Origin of the sequence: Streptomyces sp. NPDC096311, assembly GCF_044763085.1 — a bacterium.
Taxonomy (GTDB): Bacteria; Actinomycetota; Actinomycetes; order Streptomycetales; family Streptomycetaceae; genus Streptomyces.
In genome coordinates this window covers 31,832-45,305 of the sequence record NZ_JBIWFN010000016.1, presented here as the reverse complement: position 1 = coordinate 45,305, position 13,474 = coordinate 31,832, and the positions used below count along the sequence as shown (strand labels likewise).

General features: G+C 67.7%; 14 protein-coding genes and 4 pseudogenes. 11 read left to right on the top strand and 7 right to left on the bottom strand.

Annotation, left to right across the window (positions count from 1 at the left end; all coding sequences use genetic code 11):
- From ACIRA5_RS34960 to ACIRA5_RS34950, 3 genes and pseudogenes are all read right to left on the bottom strand, one after another.
- Entirely contained in the window at positions 1–483 is a 483-nt protein-coding gene (locus tag ACIRA5_RS34960; RefSeq protein WP_403697856.1) for a hypothetical protein, read from the bottom strand.
- A gap of 338 nt (positions 484–821) precedes the next feature.
- On the bottom strand, positions 822–1,283 hold the full coding sequence (locus ACIRA5_RS34955) for a pyridoxamine 5'-phosphate oxidase family protein (RefSeq protein WP_403697854.1): 462 nt from the start codon (positions 1,281–1,283) through the stop codon (positions 822–824).
- Positions 1,240–1,582, bottom strand: a pseudogene (locus ACIRA5_RS34950) (hypothetical protein); the annotation flags it as partial. The pseudogene ACIRA5_RS34950 and the gene ACIRA5_RS34955, both read right to left, overlap by 44 nt.
- Before the next feature lie 2 nt (positions 1,583–1,584).
- Here ACIRA5_RS34950 and ACIRA5_RS34945 point away from each other — a divergent pair.
- Complete coding sequence (locus ACIRA5_RS34945; protein WP_403697853.1) at positions 1,585–1,776, top strand: hypothetical protein; 192 nt, start codon at positions 1,585–1,587, stop codon at positions 1,774–1,776.
- Between the two features lie 4 nt (positions 1,777–1,780).
- Here the strand turns inward: ACIRA5_RS34945 and ACIRA5_RS34940 are convergent, their stop codons facing one another.
- Positions 1,781–2,644 carry a DUF3592 domain-containing protein gene (locus ACIRA5_RS34940; RefSeq protein ID WP_403697852.1) on the bottom strand — a complete coding sequence of 288 codons (864 nt, stop codon included), beginning with the start codon at positions 2,642–2,644 and terminating at the stop codon, positions 1,781–1,783.
- A gap of 639 nt (positions 2,645–3,283) precedes the next feature.
- Here ACIRA5_RS34940 and ACIRA5_RS34935 point away from each other — a divergent pair.
- The 3 genes from ACIRA5_RS34935 (at position 3,284) to ACIRA5_RS34925 (ending at position 4,715) form a co-directional block, all read left to right on the top strand.
- Positions 3,284–3,574: a hypothetical protein gene (locus ACIRA5_RS34935; protein ID WP_403697850.1), complete on the top strand. Its 291-nt coding sequence runs from the start codon at positions 3,284–3,286 to the stop codon at positions 3,572–3,574.
- 143 nt (positions 3,575–3,717) lie between these two features.
- Positions 3,718–4,236 (top strand): hypothetical protein, encoded by a 519-nt coding sequence (locus tag ACIRA5_RS34930; protein WP_403697849.1) that lies wholly within the window; start codon positions 3,718–3,720, stop codon positions 4,234–4,236.
- A gap of 101 nt (positions 4,237–4,337) precedes the next feature.
- Positions 4,338–4,715 (top strand): hypothetical protein, encoded by a 378-nt coding sequence (locus ACIRA5_RS34925; protein ID WP_403697848.1) that lies wholly within the window; start codon positions 4,338–4,340, stop codon positions 4,713–4,715.
- A 452-nt stretch (positions 4,716–5,167) separates the two neighbouring features.
- Here the strand turns inward: ACIRA5_RS34925 and ACIRA5_RS34920 are convergent, their stop codons facing one another.
- Both ACIRA5_RS34920 and ACIRA5_RS34915 read right to left on the bottom strand, forming a co-directional pair.
- Entirely contained in the window at positions 5,168–5,419 is a 252-nt protein-coding gene (locus ACIRA5_RS34920; protein ID WP_403697847.1) for a DUF5958 family protein, read from the bottom strand.
- An 80-nt stretch (positions 5,420–5,499) separates the two neighbouring features.
- Positions 5,500–6,609, bottom strand: a complete 1,110-nt coding sequence (locus ACIRA5_RS34915; RefSeq protein WP_403698144.1) for a protein kinase family protein — start codon at positions 6,607–6,609, stop codon at positions 5,500–5,502.
- Positions 6,610–6,834: 225 nt separating this feature from the next.
- On the opposite strand from ACIRA5_RS34915, the pseudogene ACIRA5_RS34910 reads away from it, so the two are divergent.
- A pseudogene (locus tag ACIRA5_RS34910) lies at positions 6,835–6,964 on the top strand (IS5/IS1182 family transposase); the annotation flags it as partial.
- Positions 6,965–7,155: 191 nt separating this feature from the next.
- Here the strand turns inward: ACIRA5_RS34910 and ACIRA5_RS34905 are convergent.
- Positions 7,156–7,800, bottom strand: a complete 645-nt coding sequence (locus ACIRA5_RS34905; RefSeq protein WP_403697846.1) for a hypothetical protein — start codon at positions 7,798–7,800, stop codon at positions 7,156–7,158.
- A 216-nt stretch (positions 7,801–8,016) separates the two neighbouring features.
- Here ACIRA5_RS34905 and ACIRA5_RS34900 point away from each other — a divergent pair.
- From ACIRA5_RS34900 to ACIRA5_RS34875, 6 genes and pseudogenes are all read left to right on the top strand, one after another.
- Positions 8,017–8,193: pseudogene (locus tag ACIRA5_RS34900) on the top strand (IS5/IS1182 family transposase); the annotation flags it as partial.
- Between the two features lie 441 nt (positions 8,194–8,634).
- Positions 8,635–9,990 (top strand): Mucin-2, encoded by a 1,356-nt coding sequence (locus tag ACIRA5_RS34895; RefSeq protein ID WP_403697845.1) that lies wholly within the window; start codon positions 8,635–8,637, stop codon positions 9,988–9,990.
- A gap of 82 nt (positions 9,991–10,072) precedes the next feature.
- Positions 10,073–10,581: pseudogene (locus ACIRA5_RS34890) on the top strand (transposase family protein); the annotation flags it as partial.
- 251 nt (positions 10,582–10,832) lie between these two features.
- The gene (locus tag ACIRA5_RS34885) at positions 10,833–11,537 is read left to right on the top strand and encodes a VanZ family protein (protein WP_403697843.1); all 705 of its coding nucleotides are present in this window, start codon (positions 10,833–10,835) and stop codon (positions 11,535–11,537) included.
- Between the two features lie 104 nt (positions 11,538–11,641).
- Positions 11,642–12,370 (top strand): response regulator transcription factor, encoded by a 729-nt coding sequence (locus tag ACIRA5_RS34880; protein ID WP_403697841.1) that lies wholly within the window; start codon positions 11,642–11,644, stop codon positions 12,368–12,370.
- Positions 12,363–13,442 (top strand): sensor histidine kinase, encoded by a 1,080-nt coding sequence (locus tag ACIRA5_RS34875; protein ID WP_403697839.1) that lies wholly within the window; start codon positions 12,363–12,365, stop codon positions 13,440–13,442. The genes ACIRA5_RS34880 and ACIRA5_RS34875 overlap by 8 nt, the downstream gene beginning before the upstream one ends.
- Positions 13,443–13,474: the final 32 nt, after the last annotated feature.

Sequence of the window (13,474 nt, the reverse complement as noted above, 5' to 3'; positions counted from 1 at the left end):
TCAGCGAGTGGGAAAGGAAGCCAGGGCAAGATCCCACTGCTCAGCTGCGTGAAGAAGTGCAGCTGCATCCACGTGCACCGTCACGAAGTACTGGTAGATGTCCGCCCTGTGGTCTCCCTGCTGCCATAGGGGCGCCGCCTCCAGGGAGAGGTGCACGCGAATCGCCGCCCCGGCCTCGCTTCGGTCGGCGAGGCTGAAGGCCAGAACTGGCTCGTTGAACCACGTGTCCGGAGACACATAGCCATCGGCATCAGGTCGGGTGACGGCCACTGTCCCCTTGGCCACCCCCCGCAGCCAGACGGCGACCTGGCGGGCCTCGTGGGTCAGCAGAGACGGATCTGCAAAGGACCATCTCCCCTCGGAAGTTGCTACCGTGCCGCCGACGACCAGCCAGTTGTCGTCGTAGCGGTTGCCTCGGGCCGCGGCGAACTCATAACGCAGCGGGCGGAGTTCGACACTGGTTGCGTGATCACTCAAAAGCACCGCAACAGGATGTCATGGCCCTCGATGCACCCCACGGCGCGTGCGGATGATCAGGGTGCTGCTGCGGCAGGCACGATCTTCGCGGCCTCTGCCAGCTTCGCCGCGCGCACGGCGCTGTCCAGTGTGGAGCGGATCGGATCGAGCACAAGGTCGTAGGTCTCCGAGGACTCCGGCGGCGCCGATCACGGTTTTCAGCGTTCTGGGCTGCTCCGCACTCCTGAATTGTCCTCTCTCACCGTCATCAGTGACATCGCAGGGTCGCGGTTTCCGGGGCAGGGCGGCTCATACTCCAGCTGTAGATCGTGCTCCGAGAGAGGCGCGTCGGCGAGGGACGGCCGTTATTCCAGCCACATCCCGTCGCGCATGATGACTCTCCCACGTAGTTCTGGCTCGCCGCGCCAAGCGCGCACAGTCCTCGGGACCACGCGTACATACAGAAAGGAATCCTCTTCCACACGTGGATCCCACCCGAACTTGTCAGCGAACGCCTCCACTGCGACTTCGGGCACCTCGTGGTCCGGGAAGCACTCCGCCTCACCCTGGAGGAGCACCACGTCGAAGGTGTCCGGTAGCGACAGGCGCACGCGCGGCTCTTTGCGGACGTTGCGCGCAGTCACGGAAGTGGCGCTGGTGCACATCCACACTGCTCGCCCATCCCACAAGAACCACAGCGGCACCTGGTGCGGCCCGTGATCAGGGTGAGCCGTCGACACCCACACATCCCGCTCGGTAACGAGCCGCTCCAGAGCGTCGCGCCTACGCTCCGCCGTCTGGCGACGAACGATTCCTGTGGTCTCCATGAGGACCGACCCTAGCCAAGCAGGCGTGAAGCGCGCCTGAGGCGCAGGACCTACTACCAGCGGCCGATGAACCCCTCAGCGCGGACCAGCTGAGCCGGTGGGCCGGGGTCGTGAACGGGCCGGACAGCAACACTGATGAACAGGCGCTGGATCTCGTTGCAGGTCAGCGGGATCAGGTCGCCCGGCGTGGGGCGGTGTGCGTGTTCGTCGGCGAGGAAGGCATGGGCCACCATTGCCAGGGTTACCCAGCGGGCCCAGGAAGGGTAGCGGCGGACCTGGTGCTCATCCAGTCCGGCCAGCCTTGGCCGGTCTGCCGCAGTCGGTACGGCCGCTCACCGCGGCCGTGGTCGCCGTGGACGCGGCCCACGAAGGCCACGACCCGGTCCATCATGTCGGCGCCTGGCGGCGACAGCGGCTCGACCTGTGGCGCACCGGCGGCCGTATGCGGCACTCGCCCCTGCTCCGGGCGGCGCTGACCTGCATCGTCAGGTGAAGGACTAGGGGTGGTGGAGGCAGTACCCGCCCACCCCGATCGTGGCGATCCCGGTGAGCAACAGGAAGACGACGAACTTGATGTTCGACGCACGCTCACGGCGTTCGTGGTCGGGGTCGGCAGTGAGGAGGGACGGGTCGGCGGGCGCATAACGGAGGGGAACGTCGCGGCCGAGGGACTCGGCGATGTCCCGAATGCCCTGCGTGCACAGCGCGGTGACCTCGACGCCCTCGTGGGTGGTGAAGGCAACGACGGAAGCATGGCTGATGCTCTCGGTGCCCTCGCCGTCCGTACAGACATCCCTGGTGACGGCGACCACCCGGCCCTGGACGGTGACGCCTGCCGCCAGCTGAGCGGCCCTGGCGCGCGTGGACTCGCCGTCCCGGCTCAGCGCGACGACGAGAAGCAGAAGTCCACCGACACAGATCAGCCCCCACTGCCAGCCCCACACGAAGAACGACTGGACGACCAGCCCGAGAACCAGCAGGAACACCATGCAGTTCGGGATGCCCACCCCCGAGGTCCGCCCCTCGCTGTCCAGCATGAGGTAGAACTGCTCCGGCCGCCGCCGCGGAAACCGCACCGGGAACTCCTGCCCCACCCATGCCACTTGTACGCGGTCGCCGCGCTTGTTCTCGTGCCGCAGCCTGAACTCCCGCCCGGTGGCCGGGTCCTGGTACGCGATCGTCACCGGTATCGCGTGCTCACCGGACTCACCGTGCCCCGGCGGATGCACCTCCACGACCCGCGCCATCACCCACACCGCCCGCTGCGGACGGGTCAGCCCGGCCAGCGAACACGCATAACCGACCAACGCCAGCCCCGTGGGCAACGTCCACCACAGCCCGAGTATCCCCTGCACGTCCATCCGACAAGGCTCTCTCTACCGGGACCCCTACCAATCCCAGGTTCACCTGGACCAACTTCCAATCCCCCTCTGCTTGAACTCCCGCTGCCGGGTTGAACAGCACAGAAGCTGCCCACCAAGGCTTCGTCGTTCCGTTCGGTCAACGGCATCGCGTAACAGGTCCCGCAGTTTCAGTGGGAGTTCGTCGGGCACCGCCCGGCGGCGAGCGAGGAGACCAGCGCCACCCCCAGCCCAGCAACCGCGCAGCCGAACTTCGCACCCCATTCGGCGATACGAGTGATCTTGCTCGATGTGAAGCGGCGCGCGGGCGCAGGCGTGGGCGAGCACCGTGGGGCGGTCGCCGTACGCGCCCTGCACCCACGCCTCGTCGCGCACTTCCCCCAGGCCGACCGCCCCGGCTCCGGCCAGGCGGTGCGTGCGCAGGGAGCCACGAGCAGCTCGTCCTGGCGCAGCACGGTCGTGGTGACACCGTCGGCCGACGGCAGACAGGACGGCGAGTGCCTCTTTCGGACAGCAACGGGGCGACGAGGGATCGGGTCCGCGGGGGCGTCCTGGTCTCGTCTCAGATCCGGGATGGGGCTTGTGCGGTGGTGTAGCCAGCGCGTCATGCTGGTCTCTCCACAACAGAGAGGGGGCCTCGTGAACTACAGAGAGCACGCCATCAAATATGCGACGGACCGCGGCTGGGAGCACGTACAGGGCTCGATGACGCTGGGCTCTACCAGGGTGGCGGTCGATGAGTTCCGTAAGGGGCACAAGGTTGTGGTGGCGACGTTCATGAACTTCGACGCGCTCACCGACTGGTCCGATTACTGGACCCTTGGCCACTACGACTTCGGGGACGGACGACACGGCAGAATCGAAGCGGTGCAGTCCAACGCGGCACAGAAACAACTGAGCCTGGAGAGGGCCCTCGATGAGCCCGCGTAGGTCGGTACCTCGGCCCCGGTAGGCGCTTGGTCTTCGTCGATTCACTCCCTCGGACAGGCGTGTTGACAAGTGACCTGTTAACGGTTGGACGGCTTGTGCAGATCGGCTTGGCAGGGTGCGGCCGACTGGCCATAGTGGCCAGGGTGGAACCACTGGCAGTCGGGCATGTTGCTGATTGGATCACCAGCAGGCTCGTCGATCGTGAGCGGAGGCGCCTCAACCATCGGTTGCTCGACGACTCTGTGGACGATCACGGGCGTGGCCGCTCTGACATTGTCTTCACCAAGCTGATGATCGAGTACTACGCTCACGGACTCACGCAGGCACGTCTGAGCTTCGGCGTCAGCATGGTCGCCTCGACGGTCGGCGGAGTCGTCCTCCTCGTGGGGGTCGCCTTTGCCATCTTCCAACGAGGGGCAGGCAGTGATCACTACGTGTCCATTGTCCCAACGGTGGCCGGGATCCTGACTACCGCGATCGGAATCCTCTTCAACCGTCAGGCCGACAAGGCGCTCCGGCACATGGAAAGCCAGAGCAAGACGCTGCGGCAGGACATGAGGGAGCTTCATCACGTGCGCAGGCCAACCGGCAGACTCGTCAACCAGGTTGGCCGTCGACATCATCGCTGCGGGCTCCGTATAGGCTGGTGCGTGTGGATGTGACGGGGTGTCTTGGGTGTGACCTTGTGACCGGGCGCCGGGAGTTGCCCGGGGGCGTCCTGCACGAGACCGCGGCTTGGGTGGTGAATCACGTCGTCGGGCCGATGAATCTCGGCACCTTGATCGTCGGTCCGCGGGACCATGTCGTGGCCATCGCGGAGCTCGACGACGCGGCAGCGGCGGAACTCGGCCCCTTGCTGCGCGATACCGCTCGTGTCGTGGAGACGTTGTGCCGGCCTGAGCAGACCTACGTCTGTATGTGGTCGCACGGCCGCGACGCGCGCAAGCACCTGCACATCGTGGTCCAGCCGGTGACCGCGGAGGTGCGGGCCCGCTACGGCGGGCTGCGCTCTGAGCAGCTCCAGGCCCGGATGCTGGCGGACGGTGACGAGCCGGACAGCACGGATGTCGAGCAGTTCTGCGAGCGGGCTCGCGAGCTGTTCCGAGTGATCACCGACAGCAGCATCGAAGGCCGCAGCTGATCACCGGTGCCGGGCCAACGCCACGGCGCAGTCGGGCGAGGATACGCGAGGAAGCACTGCTTTCTTCTCCACCGTGCACCCTCAACGTGAGGTTGGAAAAGGCTCAATGTCGCAGCTTCCCCAGGTCACCGCGTTCATGAACTACAGAGAGTGACGTTCGTTCCTGGTCGACGGGTACATCGGCGACGCATGAACATGCGAGCTCAAAAGTCCGTAATGGCGGCCCGGGACTCTCGGGCTGACGAGCTTCCCGGCGGGGCTGTGAGCCAGGGGCTTCGATCATGCCTGACGCCGGGTCACTAGGCCGCCATACAGCGGGCCGTCACGCACCGCAACCGTCAGGTTGCCGAGAAGACCTCAATGAGCTCAAGAGCGCGGCGGCAAGACCTCGATCACCGTGACCGTGCCGACAACAGGTCGGGGTTCGTGCATGGTGATCACATCGCCGCACTTCAGATGCCTCCACCGCTCGGGGCTCCGTGCCGGACTTCCCAGCCCCGCCACTCGCACCAACGGCGGCTGCGGTCGAGCATCGCCGGAGTACGTGTCGGCCGGATGCCGACCGGACGCACGCTCTCGGGCTCGTCCTCCACCGTCGCGCGGGCCTGGATGCACAACCCGCTCAGGTCCCGCAGAACCTCGAACTGCTCGTCGACCGCAAGGCCCTCGAACCACTCGCCCCCCGCACGAGCTGACGCAGTCACTGCGCGAGCTCGGTCAGCCTGACCGTTCGCTGGCCCATCCAGCCACCTCGTGATGCAGCTCAGACCAGCACCTCCGCAAGCTATCGACGCAGATCGCGACGTATGACTGGAGCACTGGGCCCGCTCGGGACGCCGGAGCCTCCAAGACCAGTGGAACAGAGGGCCCTGCGGAGCGCCTTCAACGGGTACGGGGTTTCCCTGTCCTCGTCCTGGATCTTGAGGTAGAAGTCCGTCAGTACTGCGGCGAGCGGTGCGTGACGGGAGAGGATCGCCCTGGCCTCCTGCGGTCCGTCCGGTGGGTTCTCCCCTTCCGCACATGCGCGAATAAGCGCCACGCGTTCTTTCCGGTCGTATCCGTACAGCGCCGTGATCAGCCAGTTCACCAGCCAGCTGAGCGTGTAGCAGCGATCGTAGGTCCTGTGCAGTGCGAAGAAGCTGGTCTCGGACGGTGACAGATCAAATTGGGAGGAGAGGGCGAGGCCATAGTCGGCGAAGTAGAGGCGTCGGCCGTCGGTCAGGATGTTCTGAAAGTGGGCGTCGAAGTGCAGGAGCCCGCGAGCATTCATGAAGGATGTGCCGGCCTCCAGCTCGCCCTCCACCAGGGAGCAAGCCCGGTCAGCAGGCTCTTCACCAGCCTGTACCTGCTCGGCGAACCACTCGTGCAGGGTCTGTGGGATGTACTCCAGGAACAGTGCGAGGCTCGCAGAGGACTGTTGAAGGGCCTCGATACGACGGCGTACCTCCGGCCGGCCTCCCCAATAGGCCACGGCCCGCTCCACGTCCGCGAGTTCTTGCGGAAGCGCGGCCGTGTCCGGAAGCACGCGCCAGTGGTACATCATCGGGAACCCCTGGTACTGCCCTCCGAGCACCCAGTTCGTCGTCATGGTGTGAACGGCGAGCTCTCGCCACGCTCCGAAACTAGGCCCGCCGACGCCGTACTGGCAGAAGGTGGGGAGCCCGAACAGGTTGGCCGTGGACCGTACATGTTCCGGCAGCCGCTCCAAATCCGTGAGCGGCACCCGCTTCACGAAGACCGGCTTCCCGTCAACCTCCAGCAGCGCGGACTTCCCGCCGATACCGGAGCCGAGCGGCACGGCGGCGTCCACAAGCTCGCCCAGCCGGTGATCACTTCGCAGGGCGAGTGAGGTGGAGACCGAGCTGTAGGCAGCCAAGCGCGCGTCTTCGGACATATCGGGATACTCAACCGCTACATGCATCGGAATGCCGACCTCGTTTCCACCATGTCCACGAGCGTCCACCAACTGCTGCCTCTGCACTGTAGATGAAGGTCGATGAGGTCGTGGTCGCCGTCATGGTGACGACGCGCCATCGTCCGGCAGTTGCGCTCCCGTGTCTCGACTCTCGGGCGGATCCGCCCTCGCTTGCGGCCACGCCCCGACCCGTACGTCACATGAGTCGCCGAACGCTCGCTCGCCTGGATCATGCACGCACGTCGGCATGCCCGGGACTTCGAACCGCTAGTCCAGCACTCTGAGGGTCCGATCACCCTGGGCGGCGATCACGCTGATGACCCGTCGGCTGACCGGGGCCAGAAGAGCCTGGCCCCTTACCTGCCGCACAGGCCTCCTGAGCTGCCCAGTCTGTCGCCAGGCACCATCCACGCCAGGGCTCTCGGGCTTGCATCCCGTCGTCCTCACCGGCCCCCTGTGCGAGACGTCCTCGCTCTCAAACGATCAGTAGAGGCGCAAGGACCTGGGCCCCTCGCCGCTGGGGCCTCAGCCGGTCTTGGCACAGATCGCGTAGACGGAGGCCGTGTAGTACGGCTCGTAGCCGCCGTTCAGGAACCCGGCGGTCCAGCCGACGGGCGTGGTGCCGGAGAGGATCGGGTTGGAGTGCAATTCCGAGCCATACGATTGGGCGTCAGAGCTGGGCAGGTACCAGCCGCCCCCGGTGGCGATCTCGCCGTCCGGGCACGTGGCGTCCACGTCGACCACGTCCAGGACGCCGACGTTCTTCGACACGGTCACCACGTGCACGCCCGCCAGACCGGGGGTTCCGGCGGGCCCCTGCGGACCCGTGGGTCCGGCCGGGCCCTGCGGCCCGGTGTCTCCCTGCTGACCGGCCGGCCCCGCCGACCCCTGCGCCCCGGTTTCCCCCTTCGGTCCGGTGTCCCCCTTCGGTCCAGCGGGCCCCTGCTGGCCGGTCTGCGCCCAGGTGACGGACTGCTCGTGGGACCGGCACACGGAGCCCACCTCGACGAGGCGCAGGTGACCGCTCGAGTTCACGCATCCCTGAATCGTGCCGTCCGCGGCAATGTACGACTGCTCCCCGCCGGTGGCCGACGCGAAGTCCGCAGACGTCGCCACGAGCACGACAACGGCGGCAGCGGCCGCCGTAACGGCACGACGAATGAAGGTCACAGGTCCCCCCCGGGATCGTTAGTCCCTCGGCCGGAACATCCGACCGAGGCGACACAACTATCCCAAGAACAAAGCACATTGACGATGTGTATGTGAACTGTAAAGTCGCCGGATCGTTGATAGTCGGCCCCGGGTACCGGCCGGCCCTTCATCCTCGGCCTGCAGCCCCAGGAAAAGCGACCGCATCCAGGGCCTGGTTGCGCTGCAGCCGCGAGCCCCAAGCGGCTATTCGCCGACCCGGGCTACGACCACGACAAGTGCCGCCGCCTGCTGCGGAAGGGGAAGGGGAACATCAAACTCTTCATCCCCTGACGTGATGTCGCCCACGGCTCTGGCCTGGGGCGCATCGCGTCTTTCGCCTGGCCGCACCAGTTCAAGCGACCACGCCTCCGCTAGGGCACCGAGCCGAACTTACTCCCGAGCGTCGCCGTGCGATTGTCTGAACGAGGCGGAGACGGCCGTGGCGTGGGCGTGGTTGAGAGCATGCGGAGTTCCGGACCCGGACAGGAGCAGGGGCTGGTGACTGTCCGGTTCGGCAGGGGCTGCACCGGCTACGCGCGCCGCGTTGACAAGTCAGCCCGCACGCCGGCCTCCATCGTTGTGACGTTCGCGCCGGAGATTCACGCCTGTCCGAGTCGGCCTGAGCGCCGCAGAGGGGTCCGGGCTTTTGTGGCTGACGCGGCGCGGGAGACATCTACCAGACGTCGTGCGGGCTCTCGATGATCGCGTGCGGAGGCAGCTTCGGCCGTGACACGATGACGGCCGTTGACCCAAAAGGCCGAAGCCGCGTAGGCGTCGGGGTTGCATGCAAAGCGACGGGCGGAGAGCTGAGACATGGTCGCCTTCTACTCCTCCGCACTGGACGGAGTCGCCTCCAATCCGGCCCTTCCCACACCGCTGCTGCTACGACTGATCGCCTTCGACGGCGGGGGCCACGGCCCGCCCTTCCAGGCCCTCCACCGGCCGATGCTGCCCGAGTCGGCCGTGGCGGCTGTCCTCGCCCACCCGGTCCTGGACGCGCGAGTCGAGTTCGCGATGAGCGGCCAGGCGGATGCCGAGCAGCGGGCCCGGCTCGCGGACGACCCCTCGCCCAAGGTGCGGGCCGCCGTCGCAAGCGGACCCGAGTGGTCCCACGATCACCGGACGAAGGTCCGTCCGCTGCCGGATGCCGTGTGCATGCGTCTCCTGGAAGACCCCGAACCGTCCGTACGTAGCGCACTGTTGCACTCGCGCCACTTGGCGCCGACCTTCCTCGCCTCGCTGGTCCGGCATCCCGATCCGGCCGCACGACGTGCCGCCCTGCGGGTATGGGACGACCTCACGGCGGACGGGCACGCCACGCTGCTCGACGACCCCGACCGTGACGTACGGCGGTGGGCTGCGCTGTGCACGTGTCCTCACGACGCACGGCTCACGGCGGCGCTGCTCCTCGACCCCGCCGCCCGGCCCGAGGCGCTGCGCCGTGGGCTTCTCGACCGCGCGGACGCCGAGCGGTTCCTCGCCGAGGGCGTCCACCTGGTCGAACTCGCCGGTAATCCGTCCCTGCCGGCCGACCTCGTGGACCGTCTCGCCATCGACCCCGACGAAGGGGTGCGGCTCGCCGTCTCCCTCCGGCCCGAGCTGACCGAAGCCCGACGCGCCGCCATCGACTTCACAGTGGCCCCGCACGCACGGGATGACGTGGACTGGGTGGCGGCCGGCATCTCCGATCAGGACGTACTGCACCGGGCCGCGACCTCCGCCCATCCTCTGCTGCGTCGCGCCGCGGCCCGCAGCCCCCATCTGCCAGCCGATCTGCTGCGGCTGCTGGCCGAGGACACGGACATCCTCGTGCGTACCCACCTGGCTATATATCACCCCGACACCCCGGAGGAGGTCCTGATGAGCGTGTACGCACGGCTCGGCGGGACGTTCTCCGCCTGGATGGCGACCGGCCACCCCCGGTTCCCCCGCGAGGGGCTCGCCGCCCGCTACGCGGACCATCCGGACGGGATCTACCGACAACTGGTAGTCCGCGACCCCGCCGCCGACCCCGACCTGATCGAGCGACTCAGCCACGACCCGGACGTCTGGACGCGCCAGGCGGCGGCACGCGACCCGCGCCTACCGCTCCCCCGGCTCCTCGAGGCCCTCGCCCTGCCCGAGCTGGCCTCCAGCGCGGGTGCCAACCCCGCCCTCCCCCCCGGGTGAGATGGCCGTGGTCATGGACGAGGCCGGGGTGCCCGCATGACGAGGAGCGCCTGGAGCGACGCGGCCGAGGTACTCGCAGCTGACGTACTGGCGGACGAACCTCACGTTGCGGCAGATCGCGCCGCTGTTCAGGATCTCGGGGTCCCGGCCCGATCGGATCCTGAACCATCTCGCCCTGCAGATGGCGATCTCGCCGCCCAACGAGCCGCGCAAAGGCACCATGTACATCGTGGACGGAACACTGGTGCCAACCCGCGACCGCAGCATCTCCGCATCGAGCAAGAACTACCGGAACTGGACGAACTTGCGGATCGTCATCGACGCCAACGCATCCGGCGTTGACCGGTCCTGTCGCGGAGCTCCGATCATCGCCGACGGAGAAGCCAACGACACCTGAGTGCCCAGCAGGAGGCCGAGAACCGGATTCACCGCACAGCACGCGCCCGCGTCGAGCACGCCCTGTCCCGCCTGAAGAGCTGGAAGATCCTGCGGGACTGCGGGCTCAAGCACAACGGCGTCCACCAGGCCATGCTCGGCACCGCCCCACTTCACGATCTTGCCCTCACGGTGCAACTCTCACCCCCTACATGACAGCCTTTGGGCATTCACGGTCCGGGGCAGACATGCGGGCGTGACGGCGAGCTCGTCCTGGATGCTCGTCAGTGCGATGTTCACGGACGAGCCGTCCAGCACCTGCAGTGGCTGGGCCGGCGCGATCTCCAGTGGCGGGACCATATCTCTGCCGGCTTGCGCCAGTTCCTTGATACCGGGGATCCCGTGTATCGCGGGCGTATCGAAAACCGCATACCCCACCGCAACGGCCCTCCGTCTCCAATGGGGGCATGAACCACAACACATCCTTGTCAGCGCCGCCCCGCCGCGCGCGCAGGATCGCGCTCCTCAGCCTGGCGATCCTCGGCATGATGAGCGCCGCGTTCGTCGTGCGGCGGCCGCTCATGATGTCGGCTCCGATGTGCATGGCCGGGCGGTGGCACGGCTGCTTCGATACGTTCAACGGTGTGGTGCTCATGACATTGGTCGCGCTGCCGTTGGCCGCGCTGGTGGTGTGGGCTCTGGCGTGCCGTCGACGTGCCGCCGGCGTCACATCGGCGTGGCGGATGTCGCTGGCCGAGGTGGGCATGGTCCACGGGACGGTGCCGTTCATATGGATGACCATGATGCCGGGCGCCGGGGCCGGCACCGTCCCCGCCCGGGTGAGCCTGGTACCGCTGCGGGACCTGGTCACGATGGGGACGGGCCAGATCGTCGGCAACCTGCTGATCTTCGCGGCGCTGGGGTTCTTCGCCCCGATGCGGTTCGCGGCGCTGGCGTCCGTGCCGCGGATCCTGGCGCTCGGGGCGGGCTGCTCGGTCCTGGTCGAAACCGCACAGTACGTCCTGCGCCTCGACCGGGTGTCCTCCGTGGACGACGTACTGGTCAACGCCATCGGCGCCACGCTGGCCGCGCTGGCGTCGCGCCGCTGGTGGCGCACTACGGTGCAAGCGCCGTCGGACCAGCCTCGCCCCGCGCCGGCACCGGCAGGCTGAGGAGCGTGTGCGGTGTGCACATGTCATTGCACACGTCCTTGCATACCTCGTTGCATACCTCCTTGCATACGTCGGCGATATGTTGCGCTGCTTAGGCTTCCGTCATGCGCGTACTGATCGTGGAGGACGAGCCCTACCTGGCAGAAGCGGTCCGTGATGGGCTGCGGCTGGAGGCGATCGCCGCCGACATCGCCGGCGACGGCGACTCCGCCCTGGAACTGCTCAGCGTCAACTCCTACGACCTCGCGGTCCTCGACCGCGACATCCCCGGCCCCTCCGGCGACGAGGTCGCCCGGCGCATCGTCGCCTCCGGCAGCGGCATCCCGATCCTCATGCTCACCGCTGCCGACCGGATCGACGACAAGGCTTCCGGGTTCGAGCTCGGCGCCGACGACTACCTCACCAAACCGTTCGAGCTGCGGGAGCTCGTCCTGCGGCTGAGGGCGCTCGACCGCAGACGCGCGTACGCCCGGCCCCCGGTCCGCGAGATCGCGGGCCTGCGGCTCGACCCCTTCCGCCGCGAGGTCTTCCGCAACGGACGCTACGTCGCGCTCACCCGCAAACAGTTCGCCGTACTGGAAGTCCTCGTCGCCGCCGAGGGCGGAGTCGTCAGCGCCGAAGAACTGCTGGAACGGGCCTGGGACGAGAACGCCGACCCCCTCACCAACGCCGTCCGCATCACCGTTTCCGCACTGCGCAAACGGCTCGGCGAACCATGGATCATCGCCACGGTGCCCGGCGTCGGCTACCGGATCGACACCGCTATGGACGGCCGTATGGACACCCTCGCCCCCGGCAGAGACACCACTGACCCCGGCAGTACACATGCATAGACGCCCAGGGCTCAGCGCCCGACTGAAACTCACCCTCAGCTACGCCGGATTCCTCGCCGTCGCCGGCGCTCTCCTCCTGACCGTGGTGTGGGTGTTCCTGCTGCGCTACGTACCCGACAACTCCCGGGGCCTTCTCGGGATCTCGCCCAACCGCTACCTCCTTGTCCACACCTTCGCCCCCGCCGCGGCCGTGGCGATGGCCTTCCTGCTCGTGTTCGGCCTCGTCGGGGGATGGCTCCTCGCCGGTCGGATGCTCGCACCACTCACACAGATCACACATGCGGCACGGGTGGCCGGGAACGGGTCGCTGTCCCACCGGATCCGCATGAAGGGCCGCCAGGACGAATTCCGTGAACTCTCCGACGCGTTCGACTCGATGCTCCAACAACTCGAGTCCCATGTCGCCGAGCAGCAGAGGTTCGCCGCGAATGCCTCCCACGAACTGCGCACCCCGCTGGCGATCTCGCGGACGCTCCTCGACGTCGCCCGCAAGGACCCCACGCGGGACCGGGGCGAACTCATCGAACGCCTGCACGCTGTCAATACGCGGGCGATCGACCTCACCGAGGCCCTCCTGCTGCTCAGCCGCGGCGACCGCGGAAACTTCACCCGCGAGAGCGTCGACCTCTCCCTCATCGCCGAAGAAGCCGCCGAAACGCTGCTACCCCTCGCCGAACAGCGCCGGATCACGCTCGACGTCACCGGCGGGGCGGCCCAGACCAGCGGCTCCGCGGAGCTTCTGCTGCGGATGGTGACGAACCTCGTTCAGAACGCCATCGTCCACAACCTCCCCGCCGACGGCACCGTGACGGTCCGCACCGAGACGCACGGCGACACGAGCGTGCTGCGGGTCGAGAACACCGGCCGTCGCCTCCCACCGGAACTGGTGCCGACCCTTACCGAACCCTTCCAGCGCGGAACGGAACGCGTACGCACCGACGAGCACGCCGGTGTCGGCCTCGGCCTGGCCATCGTGCACAGCATCGTCCGCGCCCACGGCGGGACTCTCGACCTCGTCCCCCGCCCCGCCGGCGGTCTCCTCGTCACGGTACGGCTTCCTGGCACACCGTAGGCACCGTCCCCGAGCGGGACCCACTGGATCGT